The sequence below is a fragment of the Nocardia sp. NPDC003726 genome, assembly GCF_053586955.1.
Map to the genome: position 1 here is coordinate 158,685 of NZ_JBSFNF010000007.1, position 22,660 is coordinate 181,344.

At 69.0% G+C, this 22,660-nt stretch carries 26 protein-coding genes and 1 other RNA gene; 15 read left to right on the forward strand and 12 right to left on the reverse strand.

The annotated features are described in order from the left end of the window. Positions 1-81: 81 nt before the first annotated feature. Complete coding sequence (locus ACWDMM_RS12175) at positions 82-495, forward strand: arsenate reductase ArsC (RefSeq protein WP_067798057.1); 414 nt, start codon at positions 82-84, stop codon at positions 493-495. Between the two features lie 54 nt (positions 496-549). Beyond that, positions 550-939, forward strand: coding sequence for a VOC family protein (locus ACWDMM_RS12180; RefSeq protein ID WP_195078498.1), 390 nt, complete (start codon positions 550-552; stop codon positions 937-939). On the opposite strand, the gene ACWDMM_RS12185 is transcribed toward ACWDMM_RS12180, so the two are convergent. Further along, a complete protein-coding gene (locus ACWDMM_RS12185; protein ID WP_357108333.1) occupies positions 936-1,634 on the reverse strand; it encodes a helix-turn-helix transcriptional regulator in 699 nt (232 codons plus the stop codon). The two genes, ACWDMM_RS12180 and ACWDMM_RS12185, sit on opposite strands and share 4 nt — an antisense overlap. A gap of 70 nt (positions 1,635-1,704) precedes the next feature. Further along, positions 1,705-2,406: a TetR family transcriptional regulator gene (locus ACWDMM_RS12190; protein ID WP_449937289.1), complete on the reverse strand. Its 702-nt coding sequence runs from the start codon at positions 2,404-2,406 to the stop codon at positions 1,705-1,707. Between the two features lie 85 nt (positions 2,407-2,491). Here ACWDMM_RS12190 and ACWDMM_RS12195 point away from each other — a divergent pair, with 85 nt between their 5' ends. Then, positions 2,492-3,658: an FAD-dependent monooxygenase gene (locus tag ACWDMM_RS12195; protein WP_449937291.1), complete on the forward strand. Its 1,167-nt coding sequence runs from the start codon at positions 2,492-2,494 to the stop codon at positions 3,656-3,658. 21 nt (positions 3,659-3,679) lie between these two features. Here ACWDMM_RS12195 and ACWDMM_RS12200 read toward each other — a convergent pair whose 3' ends face one another. Next, a complete protein-coding gene (locus ACWDMM_RS12200; protein WP_449937293.1) occupies positions 3,680-4,171 on the reverse strand; it encodes a hypothetical protein in 492 nt (163 codons plus the stop codon). A gap of 287 nt (positions 4,172-4,458) precedes the next feature. Here ACWDMM_RS12200 and ACWDMM_RS12205 point away from each other — a divergent pair, with 287 nt between their 5' ends. The 4 genes from ACWDMM_RS12205 to ACWDMM_RS12220 all read left to right on the forward strand — a co-directional run bounded on the left by ACWDMM_RS12205 (position 4,459) and on the right by ACWDMM_RS12220 (position 8,015). Further along, positions 4,459-4,806, forward strand: coding sequence for a hypothetical protein (locus ACWDMM_RS12205; RefSeq protein ID WP_449937296.1), 348 nt, complete (start codon positions 4,459-4,461; stop codon positions 4,804-4,806). A gap of 204 nt (positions 4,807-5,010) precedes the next feature. Continuing rightward, positions 5,011-6,405, forward strand: coding sequence for a bifunctional lysylphosphatidylglycerol flippase/synthetase MprF (locus ACWDMM_RS12210; protein ID WP_357208152.1), 1,395 nt, complete (start codon positions 5,011-5,013; stop codon positions 6,403-6,405). A gap of 23 nt (positions 6,406-6,428) precedes the next feature. Further along, on the forward strand, positions 6,429-7,382 hold the full coding sequence (locus ACWDMM_RS12215) for a threonine/serine dehydratase (protein WP_357108322.1): 954 nt from the start codon (positions 6,429-6,431) through the stop codon (positions 7,380-7,382). Positions 7,383-7,484: 102 nt separating this feature from the next. Continuing rightward, the gene (locus ACWDMM_RS12220; protein ID WP_397069027.1) at positions 7,485-8,015 is read left to right on the forward strand and encodes a redoxin domain-containing protein; all 531 of its coding nucleotides are present in this window, start codon (positions 7,485-7,487) and stop codon (positions 8,013-8,015) included. Here the strand turns inward: ACWDMM_RS12220 and ACWDMM_RS12225 are convergent. Continuing rightward, positions 7,996-8,787, reverse strand: a complete 792-nt coding sequence (locus tag ACWDMM_RS12225; protein ID WP_449937300.1) for a DJ-1/PfpI family protein — start codon at positions 8,785-8,787, stop codon at positions 7,996-7,998. The genes ACWDMM_RS12220 and ACWDMM_RS12225 overlap by 20 nt on opposite strands. A 121-nt stretch (positions 8,788-8,908) precedes the next feature. On the opposite strand from ACWDMM_RS12225, the gene ACWDMM_RS12230 reads away from it, so the two are divergent. Further along, entirely contained in the window at positions 8,909-9,424 is a 516-nt protein-coding gene (locus ACWDMM_RS12230) for an ester cyclase (protein ID WP_195078489.1), read from the forward strand. 70 nt (positions 9,425-9,494) lie between these two features. Further along, on the forward strand, positions 9,495-10,415 hold the full coding sequence (locus ACWDMM_RS12235) for a hypothetical protein (protein WP_195078488.1): 921 nt from the start codon (positions 9,495-9,497) through the stop codon (positions 10,413-10,415). 4 nt (positions 10,416-10,419) lie between these two features. Here the strand turns inward: ACWDMM_RS12235 and ACWDMM_RS12240 are convergent, their stop codons facing one another. Then, positions 10,420-11,034: a dihydrofolate reductase family protein gene (locus ACWDMM_RS12240; protein WP_195078487.1), complete on the reverse strand. Its 615-nt coding sequence runs from the start codon at positions 11,032-11,034 to the stop codon at positions 10,420-10,422. An 86-nt stretch (positions 11,035-11,120) separates the two neighbouring features. Then, positions 11,121-12,077 (reverse strand): GlxA family transcriptional regulator, encoded by a 957-nt coding sequence (locus ACWDMM_RS12245; protein ID WP_195078486.1) that lies wholly within the window; start codon positions 12,075-12,077, stop codon positions 11,121-11,123. Positions 12,078-12,230: 153 nt separating this feature from the next. Between ACWDMM_RS12245 and ACWDMM_RS12250 the strand changes: the two genes are divergently transcribed. Then, entirely contained in the window at positions 12,231-12,686 is a 456-nt protein-coding gene (locus ACWDMM_RS12250; protein ID WP_195078485.1) for a hypothetical protein, read from the forward strand. Positions 12,687-12,689: 3 nt separating this feature from the next. Here the strand turns inward: ACWDMM_RS12250 and ACWDMM_RS12255 are convergent, their stop codons facing one another. Beyond that, the gene (locus tag ACWDMM_RS12255) at positions 12,690-13,595 is read right to left on the reverse strand and encodes a universal stress protein (RefSeq protein ID WP_195078484.1); all 906 of its coding nucleotides are present in this window, start codon (positions 13,593-13,595) and stop codon (positions 12,690-12,692) included. A 73-nt stretch (positions 13,596-13,668) separates the two neighbouring features. Then, entirely contained in the window at positions 13,669-14,067 is a 399-nt protein-coding gene (locus ACWDMM_RS12260) for an Ig-like domain repeat protein (protein ID WP_195078483.1), read from the reverse strand. A gap of 201 nt (positions 14,068-14,268) precedes the next feature. Between ACWDMM_RS12260 and ACWDMM_RS12265 the strand changes: the two genes are divergently transcribed. Then, positions 14,269-15,177 (forward strand): EamA family transporter, encoded by a 909-nt coding sequence (locus tag ACWDMM_RS12265; protein ID WP_195078482.1) that lies wholly within the window; start codon positions 14,269-14,271, stop codon positions 15,175-15,177. A 12-nt stretch (positions 15,178-15,189) separates the two neighbouring features. Here the strand turns inward: ACWDMM_RS12265 and ACWDMM_RS12270 are convergent, their stop codons facing one another. Then, positions 15,190-16,077, reverse strand: coding sequence for a helix-turn-helix transcriptional regulator (locus ACWDMM_RS12270; RefSeq protein ID WP_357208146.1), 888 nt, complete (start codon positions 16,075-16,077; stop codon positions 15,190-15,192). A gap of 101 nt (positions 16,078-16,178) precedes the next feature. Between ACWDMM_RS12270 and ACWDMM_RS12275 the strand changes: the two genes are divergently transcribed. Next, positions 16,179-16,931, forward strand: a complete 753-nt coding sequence (locus ACWDMM_RS12275) for an SDR family oxidoreductase (RefSeq protein ID WP_195078480.1) — start codon at positions 16,179-16,181, stop codon at positions 16,929-16,931. Between the two features lie 219 nt (positions 16,932-17,150). Here the strand turns inward: ACWDMM_RS12275 and ACWDMM_RS12280 are convergent, their stop codons facing one another. Further along, positions 17,151-18,041, reverse strand: a complete 891-nt coding sequence (locus ACWDMM_RS12280) for a phosphotransferase (protein ID WP_357108296.1) — start codon at positions 18,039-18,041, stop codon at positions 17,151-17,153. 292 nt (positions 18,042-18,333) lie between these two features. Here ACWDMM_RS12280 and ACWDMM_RS12285 point away from each other — a divergent pair, with 292 nt between their 5' ends. Then, positions 18,334-19,023 carry a DUF899 domain-containing protein gene (locus tag ACWDMM_RS12285; RefSeq protein ID WP_449937308.1) on the forward strand — a complete coding sequence of 230 codons (690 nt, stop codon included), beginning with the start codon at positions 18,334-18,336 and terminating at the stop codon, positions 19,021-19,023. Positions 19,024-19,116: 93 nt separating this feature from the next. Here the strand turns inward: ACWDMM_RS12285 and ACWDMM_RS12290 are convergent, their stop codons facing one another. Further along, positions 19,117-19,863 (reverse strand): helix-turn-helix transcriptional regulator, encoded by a 747-nt coding sequence (locus ACWDMM_RS12290; RefSeq protein ID WP_357208143.1) that lies wholly within the window; start codon positions 19,861-19,863, stop codon positions 19,117-19,119. 188 nt (positions 19,864-20,051) lie between these two features. On the opposite strand from ACWDMM_RS12290, the gene ACWDMM_RS12295 reads away from it, so the two are divergent. Then, positions 20,052-20,216 (forward strand): hypothetical protein, encoded by a 165-nt coding sequence (locus tag ACWDMM_RS12295; protein ID WP_449937311.1) that lies wholly within the window; start codon positions 20,052-20,054, stop codon positions 20,214-20,216. A gap of 296 nt (positions 20,217-20,512) precedes the next feature. On the opposite strand, the gene ssrA is transcribed toward ACWDMM_RS12295, so the two are convergent. Beyond that, positions 20,513-20,883: a transfer-messenger RNA gene (ssrA, locus tag ACWDMM_RS12300) on the reverse strand. A gap of 433 nt (positions 20,884-21,316) precedes the next feature. On the opposite strand from ssrA, the gene ACWDMM_RS12305 reads away from it, so the two are divergent. Beyond that, a complete protein-coding gene (locus tag ACWDMM_RS12305) occupies positions 21,317-22,630 on the forward strand; it encodes an ABC transporter substrate-binding protein (protein WP_357108287.1) in 1,314 nt (437 codons plus the stop codon). Positions 22,631-22,660 lie beyond the last annotated feature (30 nt).

Sequence of the window (22,660 nt, forward strand, 5' to 3'; positions counted from 1 at the left end):
GCGTTTCGGCTCACCAAGCCGGGCGGCCGGTCCGGCAGCCAGCACACTTATGCTCCACCTTGCACATCGAAAGGCGTTCCCATGTCCCACAAGCCCAGTGTGCTGTTCGTCTGCGAACACAACGCGGGCCGTTCGCAAATGGCCGCCGGGTTCCTCACCGCCCTCGCTGGCCACCGGTTCGATGTGCGATCGGCGGGCAGCGCACCGGCCGAGACCCTGAACGCCACGGTGGTGGACGCCATGGCCGAGATCGGCATCGATATCTCCGGCCACACTCCGAAGCCGCTCACCATGGACGCGATCGGCATCTCCGACGTGGTGGTCACCATGGGCGCGGGCGACGCCTGCCCGTTCTTCCCCGGCATCAGCTACCGCGATTGGATGCTGCCCGACCCGGCCGACCAGACCATCGACGTGGTGCGCACGATCCGCGACCGCATCCGCATCCTGGTGGAGAATCTCATCGCAGAACTGGTTCCCGCGCCCGCGCGATAGGCGCTGTCCGATTCGTTCAAGACGCGTCGGCGCGCCGCTGCCTACGCTGCCGGCATGACACCACAACTCGACGTGATCGGCATCGTCGTCCGCGATATGGCCGCTTCCGTGGCCTTCTACCGCCGCCTCGGTCTCGACTTCCCCGAAGGCTCCGAGCAGGAAGGGCACGCCGAGGCGGCGCTGCCCAACGGCATGCGGCTCACGCTGGACACCGAAGCCGTCATCCGGTCGTTCCACACCGAGTGGACGCCGCCGAGCGGCGGGGGCCGTCTCGGCATCGCCTTCCGCTGCGCCGATCCCGCGGAGGTGGACGCCGTCTACGCCGCACTCGTCGACGCCGGCTACCACGGCGAATTGAAGCCCTGGGACGCGTTCTGGGGTCAGCGCTACGCGGTCGTGCACGACCCGGACGGCAACGGCGTCGACCTGTACGCCGCTCGCTAGGACCGAGCGAGCAACCTTCCCAGCGGTATACCGGCCAGGGCGCGCACCTCGCGGGACAGGTGCGCCTGGTCGGCGAACCCGGTGCGCGTCGCGGTCTCGGCGAGTGACACGCCGCTGCGCGCCGTGGCCAGCGCGCGTTGCATGCGCAGCACCCTCGCGAGGGTTTTCGGGCCATAGCCGAAGGCGTCCAGGCAGCGGCGGCGCAGGGTCCGCTCACCCAGCCCGGCCGCGTCGGCGACCGCCGCCACCGGCCATCCGGCGTCGAGTGCGCCGACCACCTTCCGCAGGAGCGGATCGGCCGGTTCGGTCTCGGCCGCGCGCCACCGCACGATCTGTTCCAGCGCCGCCGCCTGGTCACCGGCGCCTGCCATCCGGTCCACCAGCGACCGGACCACCGCCGACGGCCACAGCTGGGCCAGATCGACGCGCCGATCGCGCAACTCGCGCGCCGGGATGCCGAGCAACGCGGGCGCGGTACCGGGAAAGAACCGGACGCCCACGTAGTGATCACCAGGCGATCCGCCCGGGTGGTGAGCCTTGGTGTCCGACCCTGCGACGATCAACCGGCCGTTCATCCAGATCAGATCCATGCAGCCGTCGGGCAGCACCGGCAGTCCGGGGCCGTCGACGGTCTTGGTCCACAACACGGCGCCCGCGTACCGCGACGGCCGCTCGCGGTAGGCGGCGTCCTCCATGGGGCCGACGCTACTCCGCACCGCCGACAACAGCGGGCGCGTCTCAAAAATATTGTCTCAATAAGACTGACTATTTGAGATAGCGGTACAGCGTCGCCCGGGAGACACCCAGCTCCCGGGCGATCTCGGGCACGCTGCGGCGCTCCGCGTCGCGCATCCGGCGGGCGAGTTCGATCCGCTCGGCGGTCATTGCGGCGGGCCTGCCCCTCGTCCCGGACACCGACGACGTCCGGTCCGCAGGCGCCAACAACAGCCGCACTCCTTCCAGCACCTCCGCGCGCAGCTGTTCGACCGGAGCCTCGGCATACAGCACCACCGGGTCGCTGAGCCCCGCCACCGCCTGGGTGGCCCTCACCCGTTCGGCGAAGGTGGCGTCCGGGCCGGCCACCAGGATGTTCGCCTGCATCATGGCCTTGCTGAACCGGTCGAAAATCGTCCCGGGAGCGGCCAGCGCCAAGTCCCTGACGTTGAGCCGGAGCAGGTAGCGGTGCGCGAGGAACACATCGAGCAACCCTTCCACCACGCGACGGCGGGCCTCGCACGGATCCGGATCGGCCGCCTCGGCGATGGTGCGCTCCATGGCCTCCAGCAACGGTTCGGCCAAGCCGGCGAGGATGTCGTATTTGCTCGGGTAGTGGTACAGCACGCCCGCCTTGGAGATGCCCAACTGCTCGGCGATCGCGCGGACCGAGGTGCGGTGGTAGCCGTGCGTCCCGAACAGGTCCATGGCCACCTCGAGGATGCGCGCCCGGGTGGTCGTCTCGTCGCTCACGGTCCAGATCCTACTCGTTGACTGACCGATGGTCAGTGGCTTACATTCGTGACTGACCAACGGTCAGTCAACGAAGGAGGCGCTCATGGCGCACGAACCCCGCATCCTCATCTCCGGCGCGAGCATCGCCGGACCGACGCTCGCCTACTGGCTGGTGCGCAACGGCTTCCACCCCACCGTCGTCGAGCGCAGCCCTGCGCTGCGCGCGGGCGGCAACGGCGTCGACATCCGCGCCGATGCGGTGCGGATCGCCGAGCGCATGGGCGTGCTGCCGCGACTGCGCGAACGCGCCACCGACATCCGCGAGCTGACCTTCGTCGATGCCGCCGACCGCCGGGTCGCCGGCATCAGCACGAGCACCTTCAACGCCGAGGGCGACATCGAGATTATGCGCGGCGACCTGGCCCAGGTGCTGTACGAGGCGACCGCCGACGACGTCGAGTACTCCTTCGGCGATTCGATCGCCGCGATCACCCAGCGCCCCGGCGGCGTCGAGGTGACCTTCGACAGCGGTAAGCAGGCAGAATACGACCTCGTCCTCGGCGCCGACGGATTGCATTCGGGGACCAGGAATCTGGCCGTCATGCCGGAGCCCGACGCGTTGCACCACCTCGGCGTGTACTTCGCCACCGCGCGCATCGACGCCGAACTCGGACGTCCGCACTCGGTCACCCTCTACAACACGCCGGGGAAGGTGGCGGGCGTCTACCGGTCGGGGGCCCATGACACCGCGACGGCGTTCTTCGCCTTCCGGGAGGACCGTGTCCTCGATGTCGATCATCGCGACCAGGATGCTCAGAAAGCTCTGCTGCGCCGGCATTTCGACGATCGAGCCTGGCAGGTGCCCGCGCTGCTCGACCAGGCCACCGCCGACGACGGCTTCTATTTCGACGCGGTGAGCCAGGTCCGCATCCCGGCCTGGTCGAACGGGCGCGTCGCGCTGGTCGGCGACGCAGGCTACTGCGCGACGCTGCTGTCCGGAGCGGGCGCGGCGCTGGCCATCGAGGGCGCGCATCTGCTCGCGACCGAGCTGGCCGCGGCGGGCGGCGACCACCGGATCGCCTTCCGCCGCTACGAGCGAATCCTGCGTCCGACCGTGGTGCGGGCCCAGCGTTCGGTGCGGGCGAGCAGTTCCATGCTGATCCCGGCCACCGGCGGCCACATCTGGTTGCGCAACCAGCTGACCCGCCTGATGGTGCTGCAGGCTCTCGCGTCCCGCGTCTACCGGCCGGTCACTGTGCGCGCCGCCTGAGCGGCGGTCACCGAGCGCGGGTCAGCGCTGCGGCGGCGCGATCGGAACGATGGCGCGCGGCACGACGCGCAAATACGGATCACGCTGCGCGGCGGCGATCTTCGATTCCGGATCCCGGCAAGCCACGGTGACGTCGGTGTTCGGGACGGAGGAGAACGTCCACACCGTCACCCAATCCGTCCCGCCGAACGCCTCGGTCTTCTTCGCGTCCGACGAGCGCAGATCTTCATTCCGACCGGAACTGTCGGTGACCGTGCAGCGAATGCCACTGGCGGCCTGTCCCCACGCGGCGGGAGCCCGGATATCCAGCACCACATCGGCGGGCACCGACACTTTCTTCGCTTCTCCCAGCAAAATTCGCAGACCGCCGTCGGCCGCGTCATCGTCGCGCGCCGCGGCCGTCGTCGCCGCAGCGCTCGGCGCGGCAGCGGCATTCGTCGAGGTCGCCGCCGCACCCTCCCCCGGGTCGTCGGAACAACCGCATACGGCGGCGACCAGCGCGGTAATCGCCATCCAGCTCAATTTCACAGTCGGACCTCTCGTCGCGCCCACTCGACAGGCGGTTGGTTCGGATCAGCCAGGCACTGAGCATGACAACGGGTCAGCGGAAAATCTCGGATACACGCCGAAGAACCGGCAATTGGACCGCAATCTCTTGAATCCACGCCGTACAGAAAGAAATAGGGTTGAATTGTCGATTCACTCCGATCGGGTGCCGTGCACGTTCGAGCAATCGTTCTGCAGCCGAGGGTTTCTGCGGTGCGGCGCACCAGCCGCTGCCAACGCCCGAACTCGGAGACTTGGGCGCATGCGCTGCGTTCTTCCCGGCGCTCGGCCGATGCGCGAGGCGCACACGCCCCGGCGGGCGATCGAGGACGCGCACGCCTACCTCGACCGGCTGGCGGGCTCAGCGTTCGTCGCGCCAAGCCCGCTGGCGGCTATGCCGGCGGCTCGCGCTGCGCACGGCGGCAGCCTTCGGCGACCGGATCGCCGCGGCGGCGAGTTTTCACGGCGGCCATCCGGCCGCCGAGACCCCGCATCAGGAGGCGGCGGCCATCACGGCGGCATCCCACGAGGACGCCTGCGAACGGCAGCTGCGCGAGCTCGTCGCGCTGCTCGATCGCTCGTTTCGGGCGACGAAGGAATAAAACGAGATTCATCCGATGTTTGCGCCTGCGTGGCGGGGCCTGCCTCCGGTCCGGTTCGCGCCACGCCAGCAACCGGCCGGTTTCGAAAAGGCATTTCCTCGAGACCGCCCGGGCGCATAGTGTGTCGGTAGGCGATCATCTGGAGGGCCACCATGGCGAAACTGTCGTGGGCATCAGAACGCGAAGGCAGGGCGGAGCCCCGTCGTGCCTGACGGCCAGGGAACCTCCAGCGCGCGCACGTTGCGCGCCGCCACCCTCAGCGGCTACCGGGAAGCCGCGTTCACCACGACACCCGCCACGCGCGCCATGCTGATCACGTTGGCACTGCTGATCGCGGTGATCCTGGCCTACGAATCCAACGTCACCTCCGACGAGACCGTCGACCACGGGTGGTTCGTCGCGCTCGCGCTGTCCGGGGTGTTCGTCGCGCGCGGGCTGCATCTGCGCAGGCCGATCACGCTTCCGCATCTCACCGCCGCGGTGCTGGTGCTCGCCGTCGCGCATGTGGCCTACCGCGCCGAGCATCCGGACGCCGGTTTCGTGCTGCTGGCCGCCACCGGCTTCGTGCTGGTGCTGCCCATATCCAGCAAACCGCAGCCCGATCAGCTGTACCGGGTGGCCGAGCTGGTCGGCCGCACCGAAGGCGATCCACTGGCGCCGTTCGCCTTGCACTCGGCCAAGACCTACTTCTTCAACGCGTCCTCGACCGCCGCGATCGGCTATCGCGCCCGCTTCGGCATCGCCGCCGTGGCCGGCGACCCGATCGGCGATCGCGCGGCTTTCCCCGAACTGGTCGCCGCGTTCTCCGACTTCGCCGTCAACCAGGGCTGGCGCGTCGCCGTGCTCGGCGCGAGCCCGGAACTGGCGGAGCTGTGGCAGGTGTGGGCGCTGGAGCATCGCGGGCTGCGCGCGGTCCCGATCGGCCGCGACGTGGTGCTCGACGTGGACGAGTTCAACCTGGTCGGACGCAAGTTCCGCAACCTGCGCCAAGCCGTGAGCCGCACCAAGAATTTCGGCGTCACCACCGAGGTGGTGTACGAGTCGGCGCTCACCGAGCAGCGGCGCGAGGAGTTGCTCGCCATCGTCGACGAATGGCGGCGGGGCAGGCAGACCCGCGGCTTCTCGATGATCCTCGACCATCTGCTCGACGGGCGGAACCCCAACATGCTGGTGGTGATCGCCAGCGACGCCGACGGCAACCCGGTCGGCTTCCAGCGCTACGGCGTTTCGGGGCGGGGAAGGGAACTGAGCCTCGACGTGCCGTGGCGGCGCAGAGACGCACCCAACGGCCTGGACGAACGCATGATCGTCGATCTGGTCGACTATGCCGCGGCGCACGACATCCACCGGATCTCGCTGGCTTTCGCCCCGTTCCCCGAACTGTTCGCCGAGAAGGACAAATCGCGCACGGCCACGCTGTTCTACCTGCTGGTGCACCTCGCGGATCCGCTGATCCGGCTGGAATCGCTCTACCGCTTCCTGCGGAAGTTCCACGCGCTGTCGGAGCAGCGGTACGCGTTGATCCGCTGGCGCGAAGTGGTGATCGCCGCCGCCGCGCTGCTCACCTTGGAGTTCGTCCCGCACCGCCGCGAGCACTGAGCGGCACGACAGGCGGGAATCCGATGGAACTGACCCACAGCGACGTCAAGGCCGCCGCCGCGCGGGTGGCCGGGCAGATCAGGCCGGTGGCCGTGGCGCAGGCCGACCACACGGGCGAGTTGTGGTTCGCGCTGGAGTTCCTCCAGCACACCGGCAGCTTCAAAGCGCGCGGAGCGCTCAACTTCTTGCTCGCGCACCGCGAGAACGGCACGCTCCCCCGGGTCGGCGTGACGATCGCCTCCGGCGGCAATGCCGGACTCGCGTGTGCGTGGGCGGCCCGCAACCAGGGCATCCCCGCCACGGTGTTCCTGCCCACCACCGCGCCGCGGGTCAAAGTGGACCGGTTGCTCTCCTATGGCGCAGACGTCCGTCTGGTGGGAACGCAGTACGCCGACGCGCTCGCGGCCAGTCGCGAGTTCGCCGACGCCACCGGGGCCCTGCTCTCCCACGCCTACGACAACCCGCTGATCGCGGCCGGCGCAGGCACGCTGATGACGGAGATCCACGAGCGCATTCCCGACCTGAGCGCCGTCGTGGTCGCCGTCGGCGGCGGCGGGCTGTTCGCGGGTGTCGCCACGGCCGCCGACCACTACGGCGTCCGGACCGTCGCCGTCGAACCCGTCCGTTGCCGCGCGTTGCACGCCGCGATCGCGGCCGGGCAGGTGGTGGACGTGGAGGTCGACTCGGTCGCCGCCGACTCACTCGGCGCCCGGCGCGCCACGGAGCTGGCGCTGACCGCCGCACGGCGTTACGACGTGACATCGGTGCTGGTCGAGGAGGACGCGATTGTCGCGGCGCGCCGCGAGTTGTGGGCGCGGCGCCGCCTCGCCGTCGAGCACGCCGCGGCGACCGCGCTGGCGGCGCTGCGCGGCGACGAGCCCGCGTTCCGGCCCCCACCCGGCGAGCGGGTGTGCGTGGTGCTGTGCGGAGCGAACACCGACCCGGCCGATCTGGCCGGCGCCCGCCACGCCGACTGACGGCCCATCGGCGTATTTCCGACGAATCGGACGACACGGGGTTAGGCTCCCGCTGTCCTCTGCGATCCCGACGGAAGGCACACCATGGCGCATACCTCCCACATGGTTCCCATCGGTACACCGCTACCCGGCTTCTCGCTGCCCGATCTCGACCAGCGGATCTACTCCCGCGACGACTTCGCCGACGGCCCGGGTCTGCTGGTCGTCTTCGCATGCAATCACTGCCCGTACGTCAAGCACATCGAGGCGGCGCTCGGCGAACTGGTCGACTCGCTGCCGTCCATGCCGACCGTGGCGATCTGCACCAACGACGCGACCGCCTACCCGGACGACGCCCCGCTGCGACTGCGCGACCAAGCGATCCGCGCCGGCTGGACCTTTCCCTACCTCGTCGACGAGGAACAGCACGTGGGCCGGGCCTTCCGCGCGGCGTGCACCCCCGATTTCTTCCTCTACGACGCGAACCTCCGGCTCGCTTACCGCGGCGCCTTCGACGAATCGACACCCGGGAACGGCAAACCGCTGACCGGAAACGACTTGCGCACGGCCGTCGAAGCCGTGCTGGCGGGCGAACCCGCACCCGAACCGCACCGCCCGAGCATGGGTTGCTCGATCAAATGGCGGGACGCCTGAAGACCTTCCCGCGTTCGCGCGCCCGACGAATCGCGCTACGCCACGCCAACTGCGGCACGGCGGCCGACAACCTGGCGAATCCCGCGAGGTTGCCCGGCTCGACCACGGTCCTGGCCTGTTGGGCGGTGGCGGCCAGCCGCACGGCGCGCGAGGCTTTGCCGACATGACCGGCGTCGTAAGGCGGCTGCGGGTCGTACTCGATGATCAATTGAGCGGTCTGCGCCTGCTGCTCCCCGAAGATCTCTCCCACCAGCCACAGCGCCAGGTCGATGCCCGCGGAGACGCCCGCGGCCGTGACCGTCTTCCCGTCGCGCACCACCCGTTCGTCCGGGCGAGCGTCGGCGCCGAGGGCGCGCAATGCCGACTGTGCCAGCCAGTGCGTCGTGGCGGGCCGTCCGTGCAGCAGTCCTGCGGCCGCCAGTACCAGCGAGCCCGTGCACACCGAGGTCGTCCACAGCGTGCTCTGGTGCGCTCGCCGCAACCAGGCCAGCAGCGCGTCGTCGACCGCGGCGACCGTCGAGCCGGGTCCACCGGGGACGAGCAGGATGTCGGGCGTCGGCGTCTCGTCGAACGAGTGCGTGGCGCCCAGCACCAGCACCCCGCTGTCGGTGGGGATCGGTCCCGGCTCGTGCCAGACGAACCGGATCTCCACCCCCGGCGCGAAACGCAGCACCTCGTACGGGCCGATCGCGTCGAGCGCGGTCATCCCCGGATAGGTCACTATCGCGATACGCACGGTCTTGCCCGCTGCGCGCCCTTCGGACCCGGTCATCGTCGACCCCTCCGCCGAAAATCTGTGAGACGAAGAAAGAATCAGACTCTCATTGTGCCCGGCGCGTGTCAATCGCTGCCGTGATGGACGCACCCGCCATTTCCCGACGAAAGGATTCCCGTTGACCGAATCAGACGAGCCGGGCGCGGTGGCGCGTCGTTATGTCGAGGCGATCGGCGCGCAGGACTGGCCCACCGTCGCCGGCTGCTGGCGGCCCGGTGCGCGTGACGTGTTCGTCGGCGTCGCCGATCTGCGCGCTCCGGGCGAGATCGTGACCTTCTTCCGCGACGTGCACGCCGCGGTCCCCGATCTGACCGTGGACATCCTCTCGGTCACCGCGCAGGACGAGCGTGCCGTGGTGCACTGGCGCATGCGCGGCCGGTTCGACGGCACCGCGCCGCTGATCGGGTTGGCCCCCAACGGAAGACAGCTCGACTTGCTCGGCACCGATGTGTTCGTCGTGCGCGAGGGACTGATCGAGTCGAACACCGCGATCGTCAACGGACTGGAACTCGCCCGCCAACTCGCCGTCCTGCCCCCGCAGCACTCGATCGCCGAGCGAGTGCTGTTCGGGCTCGTCAATTCGATTGCGCCACTGGGCAAAGCGATCCGGGCGCGCAACCGATCCGGACGATGATCCCGGCTGCCGATCTCGCCCCGGATGAGGGACACTGTTCCCGGCACCGGGGAACGAAAGGGGTGGGACATTGGCGACGATCGTCCTCGTACACGGCATCGCGCAGGAACAGGAATCGGCCGACACGCTGGAGGCGCGCTGGCTGCCGGGGCTCGCGGGAGGCGTCCGCAACCACGGCGCACCGGAATTGGCTGACCGCTTGTGGCGCAACGGCGCTCCCGGCGACCTGTCCACCCGCATGGCCTTCTACGGCGATCGGTTCCTGATCGAGGGCGCGCAGGGCACGGGTGCCGAACTCGACGACGCGCAACGGGATCTGATGGAGCAACTCGCGGCCGCATGGCTCGCCACGGCCGTGGAACACGCCGGTGACCAGCGCGATCGAGCGACGGCCCGCCGCCTGGGCACCCCACCGCCGCCGGACGCGGTGGCGCAGGGAACGCAAGCGCGGCTGCGGCCGGCTTTGAACGCGCTGATGCGTTTGCGCTGGTTCGCGCCGTTCGGATTCGGGCTGGCGCAGAAGTTCGTCATCTCCGCGTTGTCCCAGGTCGCTCGATACTTCACCGACGACGAGCTGCGGGAGTACGCCCAGCGGCAGGTGCTCGACCAGGTGGGCCCGGAGACACGCCTGGTGATCGCGCACTCGCTGGGCAGCGTGGTCGCCTACGAAGCGCTGCACCGCACCGGCCACCCGGTGACGCTGCTGACCATGGGCTCGCCGCTGGGCCTGCGCACGGTCGTGTACGACCGGCTGCGCCCGCAGCCGAGCGCCGTGCCGAAGGCGGTGACGAGCTGGCACAACCTGGTGGACGAGGATGATCTCGTCGCGGCGCACCTCGACCTCGCTCCGTTCTTCCCGCCGTGTTCCGGCGGCGCCGTCGTTCCGGTCACCGAGCCGCACTTCGACAACGGCGCGTCACCGCACGACTCGACGAGTTATCTCGTCAAGTCGGTCACCGGCGGCATCGTCGCGAAGGCGCTCGGCCACTGAAGTCCTACCGGACTGCTTGGGACAGATGCACTTTCGCGTCCTCGTAGGTCCCGGCCTGCGCGGCGTCGTCGCGGGTGTAGACCAGATGCAGCACACCGGTGTCGAAGGTGGCCGACGACAGCAGGCGCAGCGCGACGGTGGGCGCGCCGTCCTGGAACAGGCGCTCGCCCTTGCCGACCGCGATCGGATGCACCAGCAGATGCAGCTCGTCCAGCAGCCCGGCGGCCAGCAATTGACGGACGACCGAGACCGAGCCGCTCATACCGATGTCCCCGCCCGGCTCGGCCTTCAACGCCGTCACCGCCTCGATCAGGCCGCCGTCGATCACTTCGGAGTTGCGCCAATCGAATTCGAGATGCTGCCGGGTCACCACGATCTTGCGCGCATCGCCCAGTTTCTTCGCGAACGCCGCGTCCGGGCCGCCCGCCGCTTCGCGCTCCGGCCACGCGCCGGCGAAGCTCTCGTAGGTCTTGCGGCCGAGCAACAGGGTGTCGGCGGCGCCGAGCTGGGCGTCGACGGCCGCGCCCATGGCGTCGTCGAAGTACGGGAAATGCCAGTCCTGCGGGTCTTCGACGACGCCGTCGACGGCGATGAACAGACCAGCGGTGATCTTCCTCATGTGCGTTGCTCCCGGATCGTGTTACGAAGGTGGTCGCTTGATCCGACGGGACGACGCGCGGGAACTCATCGGTCGGCTCGACACGCCTATCGGTTCGCGCCGGAACCGTGGAACGCCGCACGGTAGCTGTGCGGGCTCGTCCCGACCACTCGCTTGAAGCGGTCACGGAACGCGGTCGGCGACCCGAACCCGACCTGGCCCGCGATCCGATCGACCGGGTGGCTGGTGGCTTCGAGCAGATGCTGAGCCTGCCGGATGCGGGCGCGCAGCAGCCATTGCAGCGGAGTGGTTCCGGTGTGTTCGCGAAACCGGCGGTTGAGCGTGCGGGTGCTCATCCCGGCCTGCGCGGCGATGTCGTCGAGGGTGAGATCGCGCGCGGAGTTGTCCTGGATCCAGCGCAGCACCGGCTCCAGCGCCGAGCCGCGCGGCGTCGGCGGCTGATCGTGCACGATGAACTGCGCCTGTCCGCCTTCCCGTTCCAGTGGCACGACCGACTTCCTGGCCGCGTCCGCCGCGACCGCCGAGCCGTAGTCGCGGCGGATCATGTGCAGGCACAGGTCGATTCCGGCGGCGGCGCCCGCCGAGGTGAGCAGCGAGCCGTTGTCCACGTACAACACGCCGGGGTCCACCTCGATGTCCGGGTAACGGGCGGCGAGTTCGGCGGCGGCGAGCCAGTGCGTGGTCGCGCGATGACCGTTCAGCAATCCGGTCGCCGCCAGGATGAAGGCGCCGGAACAGATCGACGCGATGCGGGTGCCCGCGGCGGCGGCCCGGCGCAGCGCGTCGATCACCTCGTCCGGCACCGGTAGGCCCACATCGGCGCAGCCGGGCAGCACGATCGTGTCGGCCTCGGCCAGCGCGTCGAGACCGCGGGACGCTCGCAGGGTGAACACTCCGGCGTCGACCGTAGGCGCGCACGCGCAGACCAGCACGCGATAGGCGGGGCGGCCGTCGGGCAGGCAGGTGCGGCCGAACACCTCCACCGGCGTGGCCAGATCGAACGAGATCACCTGGTCCAGCGCGAGTACGACCACGGTGTGCATGGCAATAGCGTAGTAGTTCGGTCGATTCCAGCCAACGCGGTTCACCTGGGTCTCGCAAGGACTCCACATTTCACAGTGGGTGGCGATAATCCGGCGGTATATGGCACTTTCGCCAATTCCTCGCGCGCTCGACACTGGTTAGTGTCGACCGCCGTGACGAAGTTCCTGCTCTCGGTCCACGTGCTCGCCGTGATCATCGCCGTCGGACCCGTGACGGTGGCTGCCAGCATGTTTCCGGCCACCACCCGCCGTGCCCTGACCCCTTCGGGGGCCGACCACAGCCCCGCCGTGCTCGGCACGCTGCACCGCATCTGCCGGGTCTACGCACTGCTCGGTGTGCTGGTCCCGGCATTCGGCGTGCTCACCGCCCTCAGTCTCGGCGTGCTCGGCGACGCCTGGCTGATCGTGTCGATCGGGTTGACCACGGCCGCCGCGGGCGTGCTCGCACTGCTCGTGCTGCCGGGACAGCAGAAGATCCTGGCCGACCTCACCGGGACCACCCCGGCGCTGATCCGCCGTCTCGCCATGGACACCGGGGTCTTCAATCTGCTGTGGGCGGCGGTCACCGTTCTGATGATCGTCCGGCCGGGTTCTACGACCGGAGCGTGACGCTCAGTCGGGCAGGTGGCGGACTTCCATCGAGAGGTCGCGGACGATCATGATCGGGCACGCCACCGACAGCAGCAGCGACTGACTGGTCGAGCCGAGCAGCATGCCGGCGAACCCGCCCCTGCCCCGGCTGCCCACCACGAGCAGCTGGGCCTGTCCGGACCGTTCGAGCAGGCAGCGCTCGGGCCGGTCGGTCACGATCTCGCGGCGGATCTCGACATCGGGAAAACGCTCCTGCCATCCGGCGAGGCTCTCCGCGAGCACGATCTGCTTCTCGGTGTCCACCGCGAGCTCCGCGCTCACCGACGGCACTTCGGCGCCGGTCCACACGTGCAGGGCCAGCAGGGGCGCATCTCGCGCCGAGGCCTCGTGCAGCGCCGCTTCGATGGCGGGTTCGCTGATCTGCGTGCCGTCCACCCCGACCACGATCAGCTGCTTCCTGGCCTCCTCGGTGAGCGGCGCGCCCTCCCGGACCACGACCAGCGGGCAACGCGCCCGGCGCGCGAGCGCCGCGCTGACCGAGCCGAGCAGCGCGCGCCGCACGGTTCCGCGTTCGCGGGTGCCGACCACCATCATCCGCGCTCCGCCGGTGCGATCGAGCAGCGCCGGACCGACCGGCTCGTACACCATCTCGGTGGCGATCTCGATGTCGCGCAGCGCCCTGACCGCGATCCGCGCCTCTTCGGTCGCGGTGTCGAGCACCCAGCGTCCGTGCCCCTCCAGCCGGGTGTAGTCGGTGCTGGTGAGCGGTTCGGTGACGCCGGGCCCGTAGTCGGCGACCGGGTCGAGCACGTGCACCAGACGCAGTGGCGCCCGATGCTGCGCGGCGGCCTGTGCGCCCCACGCGACCGCCGCCGACGATCCGGCGGAGCCGTCCACACCGACCACGATCGGCCCGTTGCTTCGCATGCTCAGTTCCTTTCCGGACGAAAAGATCGAGCTCGGCATCGCCGGTTGCGGCCCTACCGGCGCGGCGAACCGGTCAACCGCCGCTGACGATGCACGCATACCCCAGGTGGACGCCTTCACCGACCCGCAGGTCGATACTCGCCACATACGGCGCGTACGGCTCCTGCACCGCGCTGACGGTGTGCGGGCCCGGTGTGGCGGGCACCCAGTCGATCAGCGCGACGCCGCCGGACGGCCGCACCACGCCGAACGGAATGCCGTTGTCGTAGAAAGTCACCGGTGCGACGGTGTCGGTCACCGTGGCTCGCGCGGTGTGGGTGCAGCCCGTCCCGTAGTTCGTCGCCAAGCCGTAATTGATGCCGGGATACATCCCTACCTGGGTCACCGTGGCTCCGGCCAGGGAAGGGCAAGCCAGCGCGACTGCCGCGCCTGTTCCGATCGCCGCCGCTGTCGCGGCAACTCCTTTTCGCATGCGAGGTGGTCCTATCGGTCGTGTGTCGCTCTTCGTCGAACGGACGCCGGCCGCGCACCGGCGCGATAACTAGATAGTCACTCCCCCACGGGTTCGACGGAGGCAAACCGCGGAATCTCGATCAGATGCCTTACCGACCGGCGGTCGTGTCATACCGGCGTGGTTGTGTGTCCGAAGGTCTTGCCGAGACGGAGGTGTGGCGTGGTTGCGATCGACTTCGAGCGGAGGGTGCGCGGCGCGAGGCCGGTGTCGATCTGGCGATCGGTCGCCGCCCATGGGCTCGGTGGCGTCCCGCCGACGGCGCTGGTGCTGACGGGCATCGTCAGCGTGCAGGTCGGCGCGGCGGTGGCGAAACAGTTGTTCGCGGCGACCGGCGCGGCTGGGGCGGTCACGCTGCGGCTGGTCTTCGCCGGCATCGTCCTGCTGGTGATCTGGCGCTCGTCGCTGCGGGTGGCGCGTCGTGCGTTGCCGGTGGTCCTCGGCTACGGCGCGGTGCTCGCGCTGATGAACCTCTCGTTCTACGAGGCGATCGACCGGATTCCGCTGGGCATGGCGGTGACCATCGAGTTCCTTGGACCGCTGAGCGTCGCGCTGGCCGGATCACGGCGCTGGATCGACCCGTTGTGGGCGGTGCTGGCCGGGGCCGGAGTGCTGCTGCTGACCAGGGCGGACGGCGAGGTGAACTGGGCCGGGGTGCTGTTCGCGCTGGCCGCGGCGGCGTGCTGGGCGGGCTATATCTTGCTGAGTGCCGCGCTCGGCGAACAGACCAGTGGCGGCGGCGGTCTGGCGCTGGCCATGGCGTTCGGCGGTGTGATCATGCTGCCGGTCGGCGTGCTCGACGCAGGGGCCGCGCTGTTGCAACCCGGCGTGCTCGCCGCCGGGTTCGCGGTGGCGATGCTGTCGTCGGTGCTGCCGTATTCGGTGGAGCTGGAAGCGCTGCGGCGGATTCCGCCGCGCGTCTTCGGCGTGCTGATGAGCCTGGAGCCCGCGGTCGCGGCGATCGCGGGCCTGCTCGTCCTCGGTCAGATCATGAATCTCGGACAGTGGGCGGGCGTGGCGTGTGTGGTCGCGGCGTCGGCCGGGGCGACGCGCACCGAAGCGAAGGATTGACGCGCGGGCCGCTCAGCGGGTTTGCCGGGAGGAGTCCGGGTGCCCGGCGGCGCGCTGCTCATCGGCTGCCGTGCCGGGGTTGTCCGCGATCAAGCTGCCGAGCAGCGCCAGCGATCGCTCCGAGGACGATCCCGGTTCCGCGTGGTAGGCGATGAGCATCTGCCCCGGCGCGCCGTTCACGCTGAACGTCTCATAGGACAGGGTCAGGTCCCCGACCATGGGGTTGCGGAATTCCTTGACGCCCGCGGTCTTCACCCGCACGTCGTGGCGCGCCCACAGCTGGCGGAACTCCTCGCTCTTCAGCGACAGCTCACCCACCAGCTCGGTCAGTCGCGGGTCGTCCAGGTCCGCGCCCGCGGTCGCGCGCAGGCTGGCGACGGTGTCGGCGGCGATGGTCGGCCAATCCGAGTAGAGGTCGCGCGCCTCCGGATCGAGGAAGACCATGCGCACCTGATTGACGCCAGGAACCGAACACGAGTTGACGGCCGCGGCCAGCGGGTTCGCCGCCAGCACGTCCAGATATCTGCCCAGCACCAGGGCGGGAGTGTTCGGCCACGCGTCCATCAGGCGCAGCAGGCCGGGCGCGACGCGTTCGGGCCGCCGCGAGGCGCGCTGGCGCTTTGCCGTGGGCCGGGCCAGTTCGCGCAGGTGCGCCGTGCCCTCCTCGTCCAGCGCGAATACGCGTGCGAGCGACGCGATGACCTGTTCGGAGGGATGCCGGTCGCGCCCTTGCTCCAGTCGCACGTAATAGTCGGCGCTCACCCCGGCCAGCAGGGCGATCTCCTCCCGGCGCAGCCCCGCGACCCGCCGCTGGCCGCCGCCGGGCAGGCCGAAATCCTCCGGTCGCACCAGTTCGCGGCGCGCGCGCAGGAAGGCGCCCAGTCGATTGTCGGAGTCCATGATTCGAGCGTAGGTCAGGCGGCCTGCCCCTGGGTGGCCCTGCGACTCCCAGGAAGTCCGCAGCCTGTCAGGTGCGCGCGAAGGGCAGGAAGGTGGTGGACATGACGAACAACAACCTCACCGGCCGCGTCGCGGTCGTCACCGGAGCATCGAGTGGAATCGGCGCCGCAACCGCGCGGCGGCTCGCGCAGGGCGGCGCCAAGGTCGCCTTGCTGGGAAGGCGCAAGGATCGCATCGAGGAACTCGCCGCCGAACTGGGCGCGGACGCGCTCGCGGTGGTCGCCGACGTCGGCGACCAGCAGTCCGTGCGGGATGCCGCCGCCACGGTGCGCGCGGCGTTCGGGCCCGTCGACCTCGTCGTCGCGAACGCGGGCGTCATGCTGGCCGCGCCGTTCGAGTCCGCGCTCACCGACGAGTGGGACCAGATGGTCGGCACCAACGTCACCGGCCTGCTCTACACCGGGCGGGCGTTCATCGAGGACCTGCTCGCCGCCGCGAGCGAAGGCAAGCGCGCGGATCTCGTGCTGGTCGGCTCGATCGGCGGGCACACGGTCTTCCCCAACTACGCCGTCTACACCGCCACCAAGGCGGCGGTCGCGCACCTGACCCGCAATCTGCGCGCCGAATTCGGGCCGCGCGGCGTGCGGATCAAGAACATCGAACCCGGTTTCGTCGGCACCGAACTAGGCGACGGCATGCGGGACGAGCAGCAGCGCGCGGGGCTGGCGCAATGGCGAACGGCGATCAAGATCCTGGAACCCGGCGATATCGCCGACGCGATCGCCTACGCCGTCGACGTTCCCGAGCACGTCAACATCGCCGAACTCGTCGTCGTGCCCACCCAGCAGGGCTGATCACCGACGCGTTCGCTGTCACCGTCCTGCGGATGACGGAGGTCGCCCCGGTGCTGCGCCACGCCAGGTCCGACGACGCCTCGGCGATCGCCGAGATCCGGTACTCGGCCGGCGGGACGCGCGTCGGGGACACCCTCGCCGCCACCCTGGACGGCGCGGTGGCGGGCTTCGGCATGACGACGTCGACCGGGTGGACGTCACCGGACGGGCGCGACCTCGCTAGTCGAGGTCCGCCCACCCCGGCCACGGTCGCATGCCCTCGTCGCCGCGGATGTAGGCGAGGCGGCGCAGCGCCTGCCGTTGGTAGGCGGGGTCGGCGGTGGCGGCTCGTAGCGACTGCAAGGCCATCCGGAACTCCTGGATGTCGCGCAGCAGGTAGAAGCCGTCCCAGCGCATCACGTCACGGCCGTATCCGGCGCAGAATTCGGCGTATTGCGCGGCGGTGATCTTCTTGGCGGTCCAGCAGTCGATCGCCGTACGCACCAGGTCCCACTCCGGCGGGCCGACCATCGCCCGGCCCAATCCGACCAGGATCACGTCGCCGTCGTCGCCGACCACGACGCCGTCGTCCCCGCCCGCGCCTCGGACCACAGACCATGGCAGGCCCCGCGGCAGGGCCTTCCAGCGGCCACGCAGTTCCTCCAGGTGTTTGCGCAGCCAGCGGCGGTCGTCCTCGGTCACCGTCCGCGCGGCGTCGATCTCGTCCTCCACTCGAGCCAAGGGCGACATCCGGCGAAGCTCGAAGCCGGGCAGCGGCAGCCGATGCAACTGCCCCAGCGCCCTGGCGACATCACCGGGCGTACCGGGATGGTGCGGCGGCAACTCCTGCCAAAAGGTGACCGGCCTGCTGTCGATCACGACCGGCTGCGGGATGTCCGGGACGACCCGCGTGGCGGAGACCCCGCAGGTCTCCAGCCATCGAGCCACGGCGACTTCCCTGGAGGCCGCCAGCTTCTGCCCCCGCCTGCCGATCCGCACGACGATTCCGTCACGCAACCGGTAGACCCCCTGGGCGTCCACCGCCTCGGCATCGCTCGCATCGACACCGACACTCACACAGGCGGCACGCAGGACCGACGGCGTGCCGTTGCCTGCGACATCCGCGGTCATGTCGACCTCCCGCACCCACCGTGGGGGCAAGAGTTCCGCATCTCGGCTTCGAGCATCATGGCAGCCATCCAGATACCGGGGGGCTAACACCCCATTTTCCCTGGTCAATGGACATTGATCCCGGAATTCCACGAGGCTCAGCAACCAAACAGAATCCGACCTATTGGACCGAATTGCCCCATTTCGAACACCGTCGCCGAGGAGGCGATTCGGCGGGCGCCGATCAGTTCCGCTCGCGTGCGCGGTCTACACCTGCAGCCCACCCGAGAACACGCCAGAGAGGACGACCTCCATGAGCACCACAGCACTGCCGCCCGTCGCCGACGCCGACACCTGGCAACGCGAACTCGAAGCGCTGCGTGTCCGGGAGAAGGCCGCAACCAGGGAGCTGGACGCGATCGCCGCGCAGCGCCGCCGCCTGCCGATGGTGCAGATGCCCGACTACACCCTCGAGGGCGAAGACGGGCCGGTCCGGCTGGTCGACCTCTTCGACGGCATGCGGCAGCTGATCGTCTACCACCACATGTGGTTTCCCGGCGAGAAGTGGCAGTGCGGCGGCTGCACCGGCTTCACGTCGCAGTTCACCCGCCTGGAGTTCCTGAACAACTACGACGCCAGGTTCGTCATCGTCACCCAGGGGCCGATCGAGGAAGCGCTCGCCTACAAGCGGCGAGTCGGAAACGGGATGACCTGGTACTCCACGGCGAACAGCTCCTTCGGCGCCGACGTCGGCGCACCGCCCGGCGGAGGGTTCGCGGTCAACGTCTTCCTCCGCGACGGTGACACCGTCTACCGCACCTGGCACACCACCGGCCGCGGCACCGAACAACTCAGCCACTCCTTCGCCCTGATCGACCTGCTCCCCTACGGCCGCCAAGAGGAATGGCAGGACTCCCCCGAAGGCTGGCCCCAGTCCCCCACCTACAGCCGATGGAGCAGCTCCCAGGACATCGCTGCGGCGTACGGCGATCCGAACGCGTAAAGAAGGGCTGGTCTGGACATTTACGCGGACGGCGATTGGAGGGATGAGCGCAGATCCCTCTTTTCGGCCGACTGCGTCCAACGTATGCCCGCGTTACGCCACGTCCGGCGGTCGGTCGTATGCGTCGATAGCCGCCTTGGACGTCGAGGAATCCTGTAACACCAGCTCCCACGGGCCGGAGTTGATCTCGAAACTCTTGCCGAACCCCACCCACTTGCCGGCCATTCGCGCACCGGTCAGCTCGATCAACAACTGGATCGCCCCGTGGTAGTAGGCACCTCGGTAGTAACCATCCTGGGCGGTGTGCTCACGCCATGTTCCCGTAGCCACGTGACCGTCGACGGTCAGGTCCATCTCCATCGACGACTGCGCGGAGTTCGGCAGGCTGCGAACCGTCAGGCGGTTGTCGTGCTGTAGCACCACCACGTGATGCACGGCCGTGAACGTCGCGTCTCGGCCGGACGAGTAGTACTCGTAGCGGCTCAGCCAGACCCCCGAATAGTTGCCGGGCGTCCGTGGGCGCCGGGCGGCCGCGAACTGCTCGGGCGAGACTTCACCGATAGCCGAGTCGACCACGGTCCCGTCCTCGCCACCGGACAGGCTGCGGCCAGCCATCACGGCACCGAATCCAAGCGATTCGATCGGCAGCCGCATCACCTTCTCGAGTGCCCGCGCGTGCGACGGCCGCGGGTTGGTGGTGAGCCCTGATTCCCAGCGCTGCACGAGTCGTTTGGTGGCGCTGGCACATCCCGCTTCCCGGAGCGCCCGCGCTAGGTCGTCTTGGCTCATCAGACGCGCGTTCCGGGCCGCGCGGAGAGCCGTGTTAGGTGCGGAAGCCATGTCGCCAACCGTAATGCTTTGACGCCTAAATGTCGCCTTGAATAGCCGCGTATTGACGCCGATTCCGTCATCGCGCGGACATGACCTGTCGACGGACTCTGAACGCGGCCCCGGCGTCGGGTTCGAGTCCCGACCTCCCCGGCGCTGGGTGCCAGCCAACCAACACCACGATGCAAGGGGGTTCCAGAGTGACCGAACTCGCAGTCACCCTTATTGTCATGGCCGCTGTCGGCGGCCTGCTCATCCTCGTGTTCTGGGTCCTGCCTTGGCTACTCGATCTCGGAGGCGATACGGACGAGCAGGTGCCGTTCCGTCAGGTCATGGACCGCATCGAGAGCGAGGACAAGCGGTGACGACTCGGCGTTCCTGGGTGCAGGACTATTGCGAGGACGGCAACATGCCCGCGGACGAGAAGCACGCGCGTGGTCTGTTGAAGATCCACACGAACTGCGAACCGCCATGCCCCCGCAAGGTGTCCGCTGAGCGATACCTCCGGGACAGTGGCAAGGCCGGCGAAGGCAAGGCGGGGGCTAGCGAGGACAGCAAGCCCCACCCGTGACGTCACGCAATCGGCTCCGAAGACATGATCGGTTCGGACGGTCGCGTTACGAGAAAGGCCCCTCACCTGCGAGGCAAGTGAGGGGCCTTGTCGTGGAGCTGCCGGGAATCGAACCCGGGTCCTCCGCCGCGTCTTCAGGGCTTCTCCGTGTGCAGTTCGCTGTGTCTCTACTCGGATCTCCGGGTCCCGCGAACAAGCCCGGATGACGATCCCAGTCGCTGTTGGATGTCCCGCCCTACTCCGCGACCGAGTAGGACGGTGAGCCCTCTAGCTGATGCCGGCACCGGAGCCGAGGGCATGCCCCGGGCCGACAGAGACGCTCTGCTGATCAGGCAGCGAGAGCGTACTCGCGCTGATTGGAATCGGCGCTTAATTGGTTGCAACGACGCTTACGGTGGTCTCTTGCCTGCACCGACACGCTTCCCCTGAATCAACGTACGCAGTCGAAACCGTTCAGCCCCGTACGTCCCGGCACCTTGCCGGGCTGTTCATGTTAACACCGGGGAGAGCACGGATCATCCCGATATCCGGGGGTGGCGGTCGTCACGCCCGCGTGCGGTCCACGGAGGTGAATACCGCAGGTCAGGCCCCTGGTTACCCAAGGTCGACGCTGATCGCCGGTGTCCGCTCGACCGGATGCCCTGCTGGCCGCGCATCCGGAGCGCGGACCCCGGATACAGCCGGAAGTCCGCCCGCGAGCCGGCGGACCATCGACCCGGCGGTGGCGCTCCGCGAGCGCACGGGCCGACCCAAGCGCATGCCACGCGTCGGCTCCGATCCTTCCCGGATGCTGGTAGCCGATTCCCGGGGTCCGAAGACCAACCCGACTTACACTGCACGAGCCGTACGATCGGCTCTGAGCAGCGGATCTCGATTTCAGACTAAGGAAACACTTTGGCAGTTCGCACCATTCGGGACAGGTTGCTGCGCCTGTCCGCCCTCACCGTCATCGCCGGACTCGTCTTGACCGGGTGTTCCGCCCTGCGCGACAAGTCCAACGACGCCATCGAACCCGGGGTCACCTCCGATCCGTGTCCGAACGCGGTGGACCCGCGCAAAGGGTGTATCTATCTGGGCGTGCTTTCCGATCTGACGAGTGGGCCGTTCGCCGCGCTGGGCAAGGACATTCACAACGGCCAGCTGGCGTTCTGGCGGGCGGTGAACGAAGCGGGCGGGATCGGCGGCAAGTACGAGGTGGACATCGCCACCTATACCGAGGACACGAACTACGATCTGCAGAAACACGCCGAGGCCTACCGGAGAATCGAGCCGCACATCCTCGCGCTCTCGATGAGTTTCGGCACCGTGCAGACGCAGAAGGTACTTCCCGAGATGGACGCGGCGAACATGATCGCCATCGCCGGAACCCTGTGGTCGGGCTGGCAATTCGAGAACAGTGACAAGGGTCTGCTGCTGGAGTCGGGCTACTCCTACTGCTCGGAGGCGATCATCGCGCTGGACTGGATCGCCGAGCACGACGCCAAGCCGAATTCGATCGCCACCGTCAGCTACCAGGGCGACTACGGCGGCGATTACGCCACCGGCGCCAAGAAGTGGGCGTCGGCCAATCGCGTGGACCTGGTGGCGCAGATCGACACCGAGCCGAACACCCAGATCGGCAACCAGGACGCCGCGGTCGCCAAGATCCTCAACAGCAGGGCGGATCTCGTGCTCTTGGCCACGGGGCCCGCGGAGGCGGGCGAGATCATGGGCAAGGCGGCGCTGGCCGGTTTCCCCGGCAAGTTCCTCGGCTCGGGCCCGACCTGGAACGGCGGCCTGCTGAAAAGCCCTGCCGCCTCGGCGATCACCGCTCGCTACAACATGACCTCGCCGCTGGACGGCTGGGACGGCACCAGCGCGGGCGCCAAGAAGGCAAGGGCCTCGGCGACCAGGGAGCCGTCCACGTGGGGCTACAGCGCAGGATGGATGTTCTCGTATCCGATGAAAGCGCTGCTCACCCGCGCGGTCAACGAAGGCAAGCTGACCCGCAAGGGCGTCCGGCAAGCCGTGCACGGACTGCGCGTGGACTACGAGGGCGCGATTCCCGAACACACCTACGGCGCGGTGAAACCCGACCTCACCCGGCAGCGCGCCGTCATCGAAGCGCCCGATCAAACCGCGCCGCTGGGCGCGAAGACCCTGGCGACCGACTATCACGGCCCGACTCAGGACCGCGTCACCCTCAACGAGCCCTGCGTACAGCCGTAAGCGAGCGACATATGCCTGTTCACAGTAAAT

Bases quoted from the DNA above. Each gene is read 5' to 3' on its own strand.
- ACWDMM_RS12260 (WP_195078483.1), bottom strand. From the start codon at position 14,067: ATGCGAAAAGGAGTTGCCGCGACAGCGGCGGCGATCGGAACAGGCGCG.
- ACWDMM_RS12270 (WP_357208146.1), bottom strand. From the start codon at position 16,077: ATGGACTCCGACAATCGACTGGGCGCCTTCCTGCGCGCGCGCCGCGAA.
- ACWDMM_RS12275 (WP_195078480.1), top strand. From the start codon at position 16,179: ATGACGAACAACAACCTCACCGGCCGCGTCGCGGTCGTCACCGGAGCA.
- ACWDMM_RS12225 (WP_449937300.1), bottom strand. From the start codon at position 8,787: ATGACCGGGTCCGAAGGGCGCGCAGCGGGCAAGACCGTGCGTATCGCG.
- ACWDMM_RS12185 (WP_357108333.1), bottom strand. From the start codon at position 1,634: ATGGAGGACGCCGCCTACCGCGAGCGGCCGTCGCGGTACGCGGGCGCC.
- ACWDMM_RS12280 (WP_357108296.1), bottom strand. From the start codon at position 18,041: ATGACCGCGGATGTCGCAGGCAACGGCACGCCGTCGGTCCTGCGTGCC.
- ACWDMM_RS12175 (WP_067798057.1), top strand. From the start codon at position 82: ATGTCCCACAAGCCCAGTGTGCTGTTCGTCTGCGAACACAACGCGGGC.
- ACWDMM_RS12255 (WP_195078484.1), bottom strand. From the start codon at position 13,595: ATGCGAAGCAACGGGCCGATCGTGGTCGGTGTGGACGGCTCCGCCGGA.
- ACWDMM_RS12195 (WP_449937291.1), top strand. From the start codon at position 2,492: ATGGCGCACGAACCCCGCATCCTCATCTCCGGCGCGAGCATCGCCGGA.
- ACWDMM_RS12220 (WP_397069027.1), top strand. From the start codon at position 7,485: ATGGTTCCCATCGGTACACCGCTACCCGGCTTCTCGCTGCCCGATCTC.
- ACWDMM_RS12290 (WP_357208143.1), bottom strand. From the start codon at position 19,863: ATGGCTTCCGCACCTAACACGGCTCTCCGCGCGGCCCGGAACGCGCGT.
- ACWDMM_RS12240 (WP_195078487.1), bottom strand. From the start codon at position 11,034: ATGAGGAAGATCACCGCTGGTCTGTTCATCGCCGTCGACGGCGTCGTC.
- ACWDMM_RS12245 (WP_195078486.1), bottom strand. From the start codon at position 12,077: ATGCACACCGTGGTCGTACTCGCGCTGGACCAGGTGATCTCGTTCGAT.
- ACWDMM_RS12285 (WP_449937308.1), top strand. From the start codon at position 18,334: ATGAGCACCACAGCACTGCCGCCCGTCGCCGACGCCGACACCTGGCAA.
- ACWDMM_RS12215 (WP_357108322.1), top strand. From the start codon at position 6,429: ATGGAACTGACCCACAGCGACGTCAAGGCCGCCGCCGCGCGGGTGGCC.
- ACWDMM_RS12180 (WP_195078498.1), top strand. From the start codon at position 550: ATGACACCACAACTCGACGTGATCGGCATCGTCGTCCGCGATATGGCC.
- ACWDMM_RS12200 (WP_449937293.1), bottom strand. From the start codon at position 4,171: ATGGCGATTACCGCGCTGGTCGCCGCCGTATGCGGTTGTTCCGACGAC.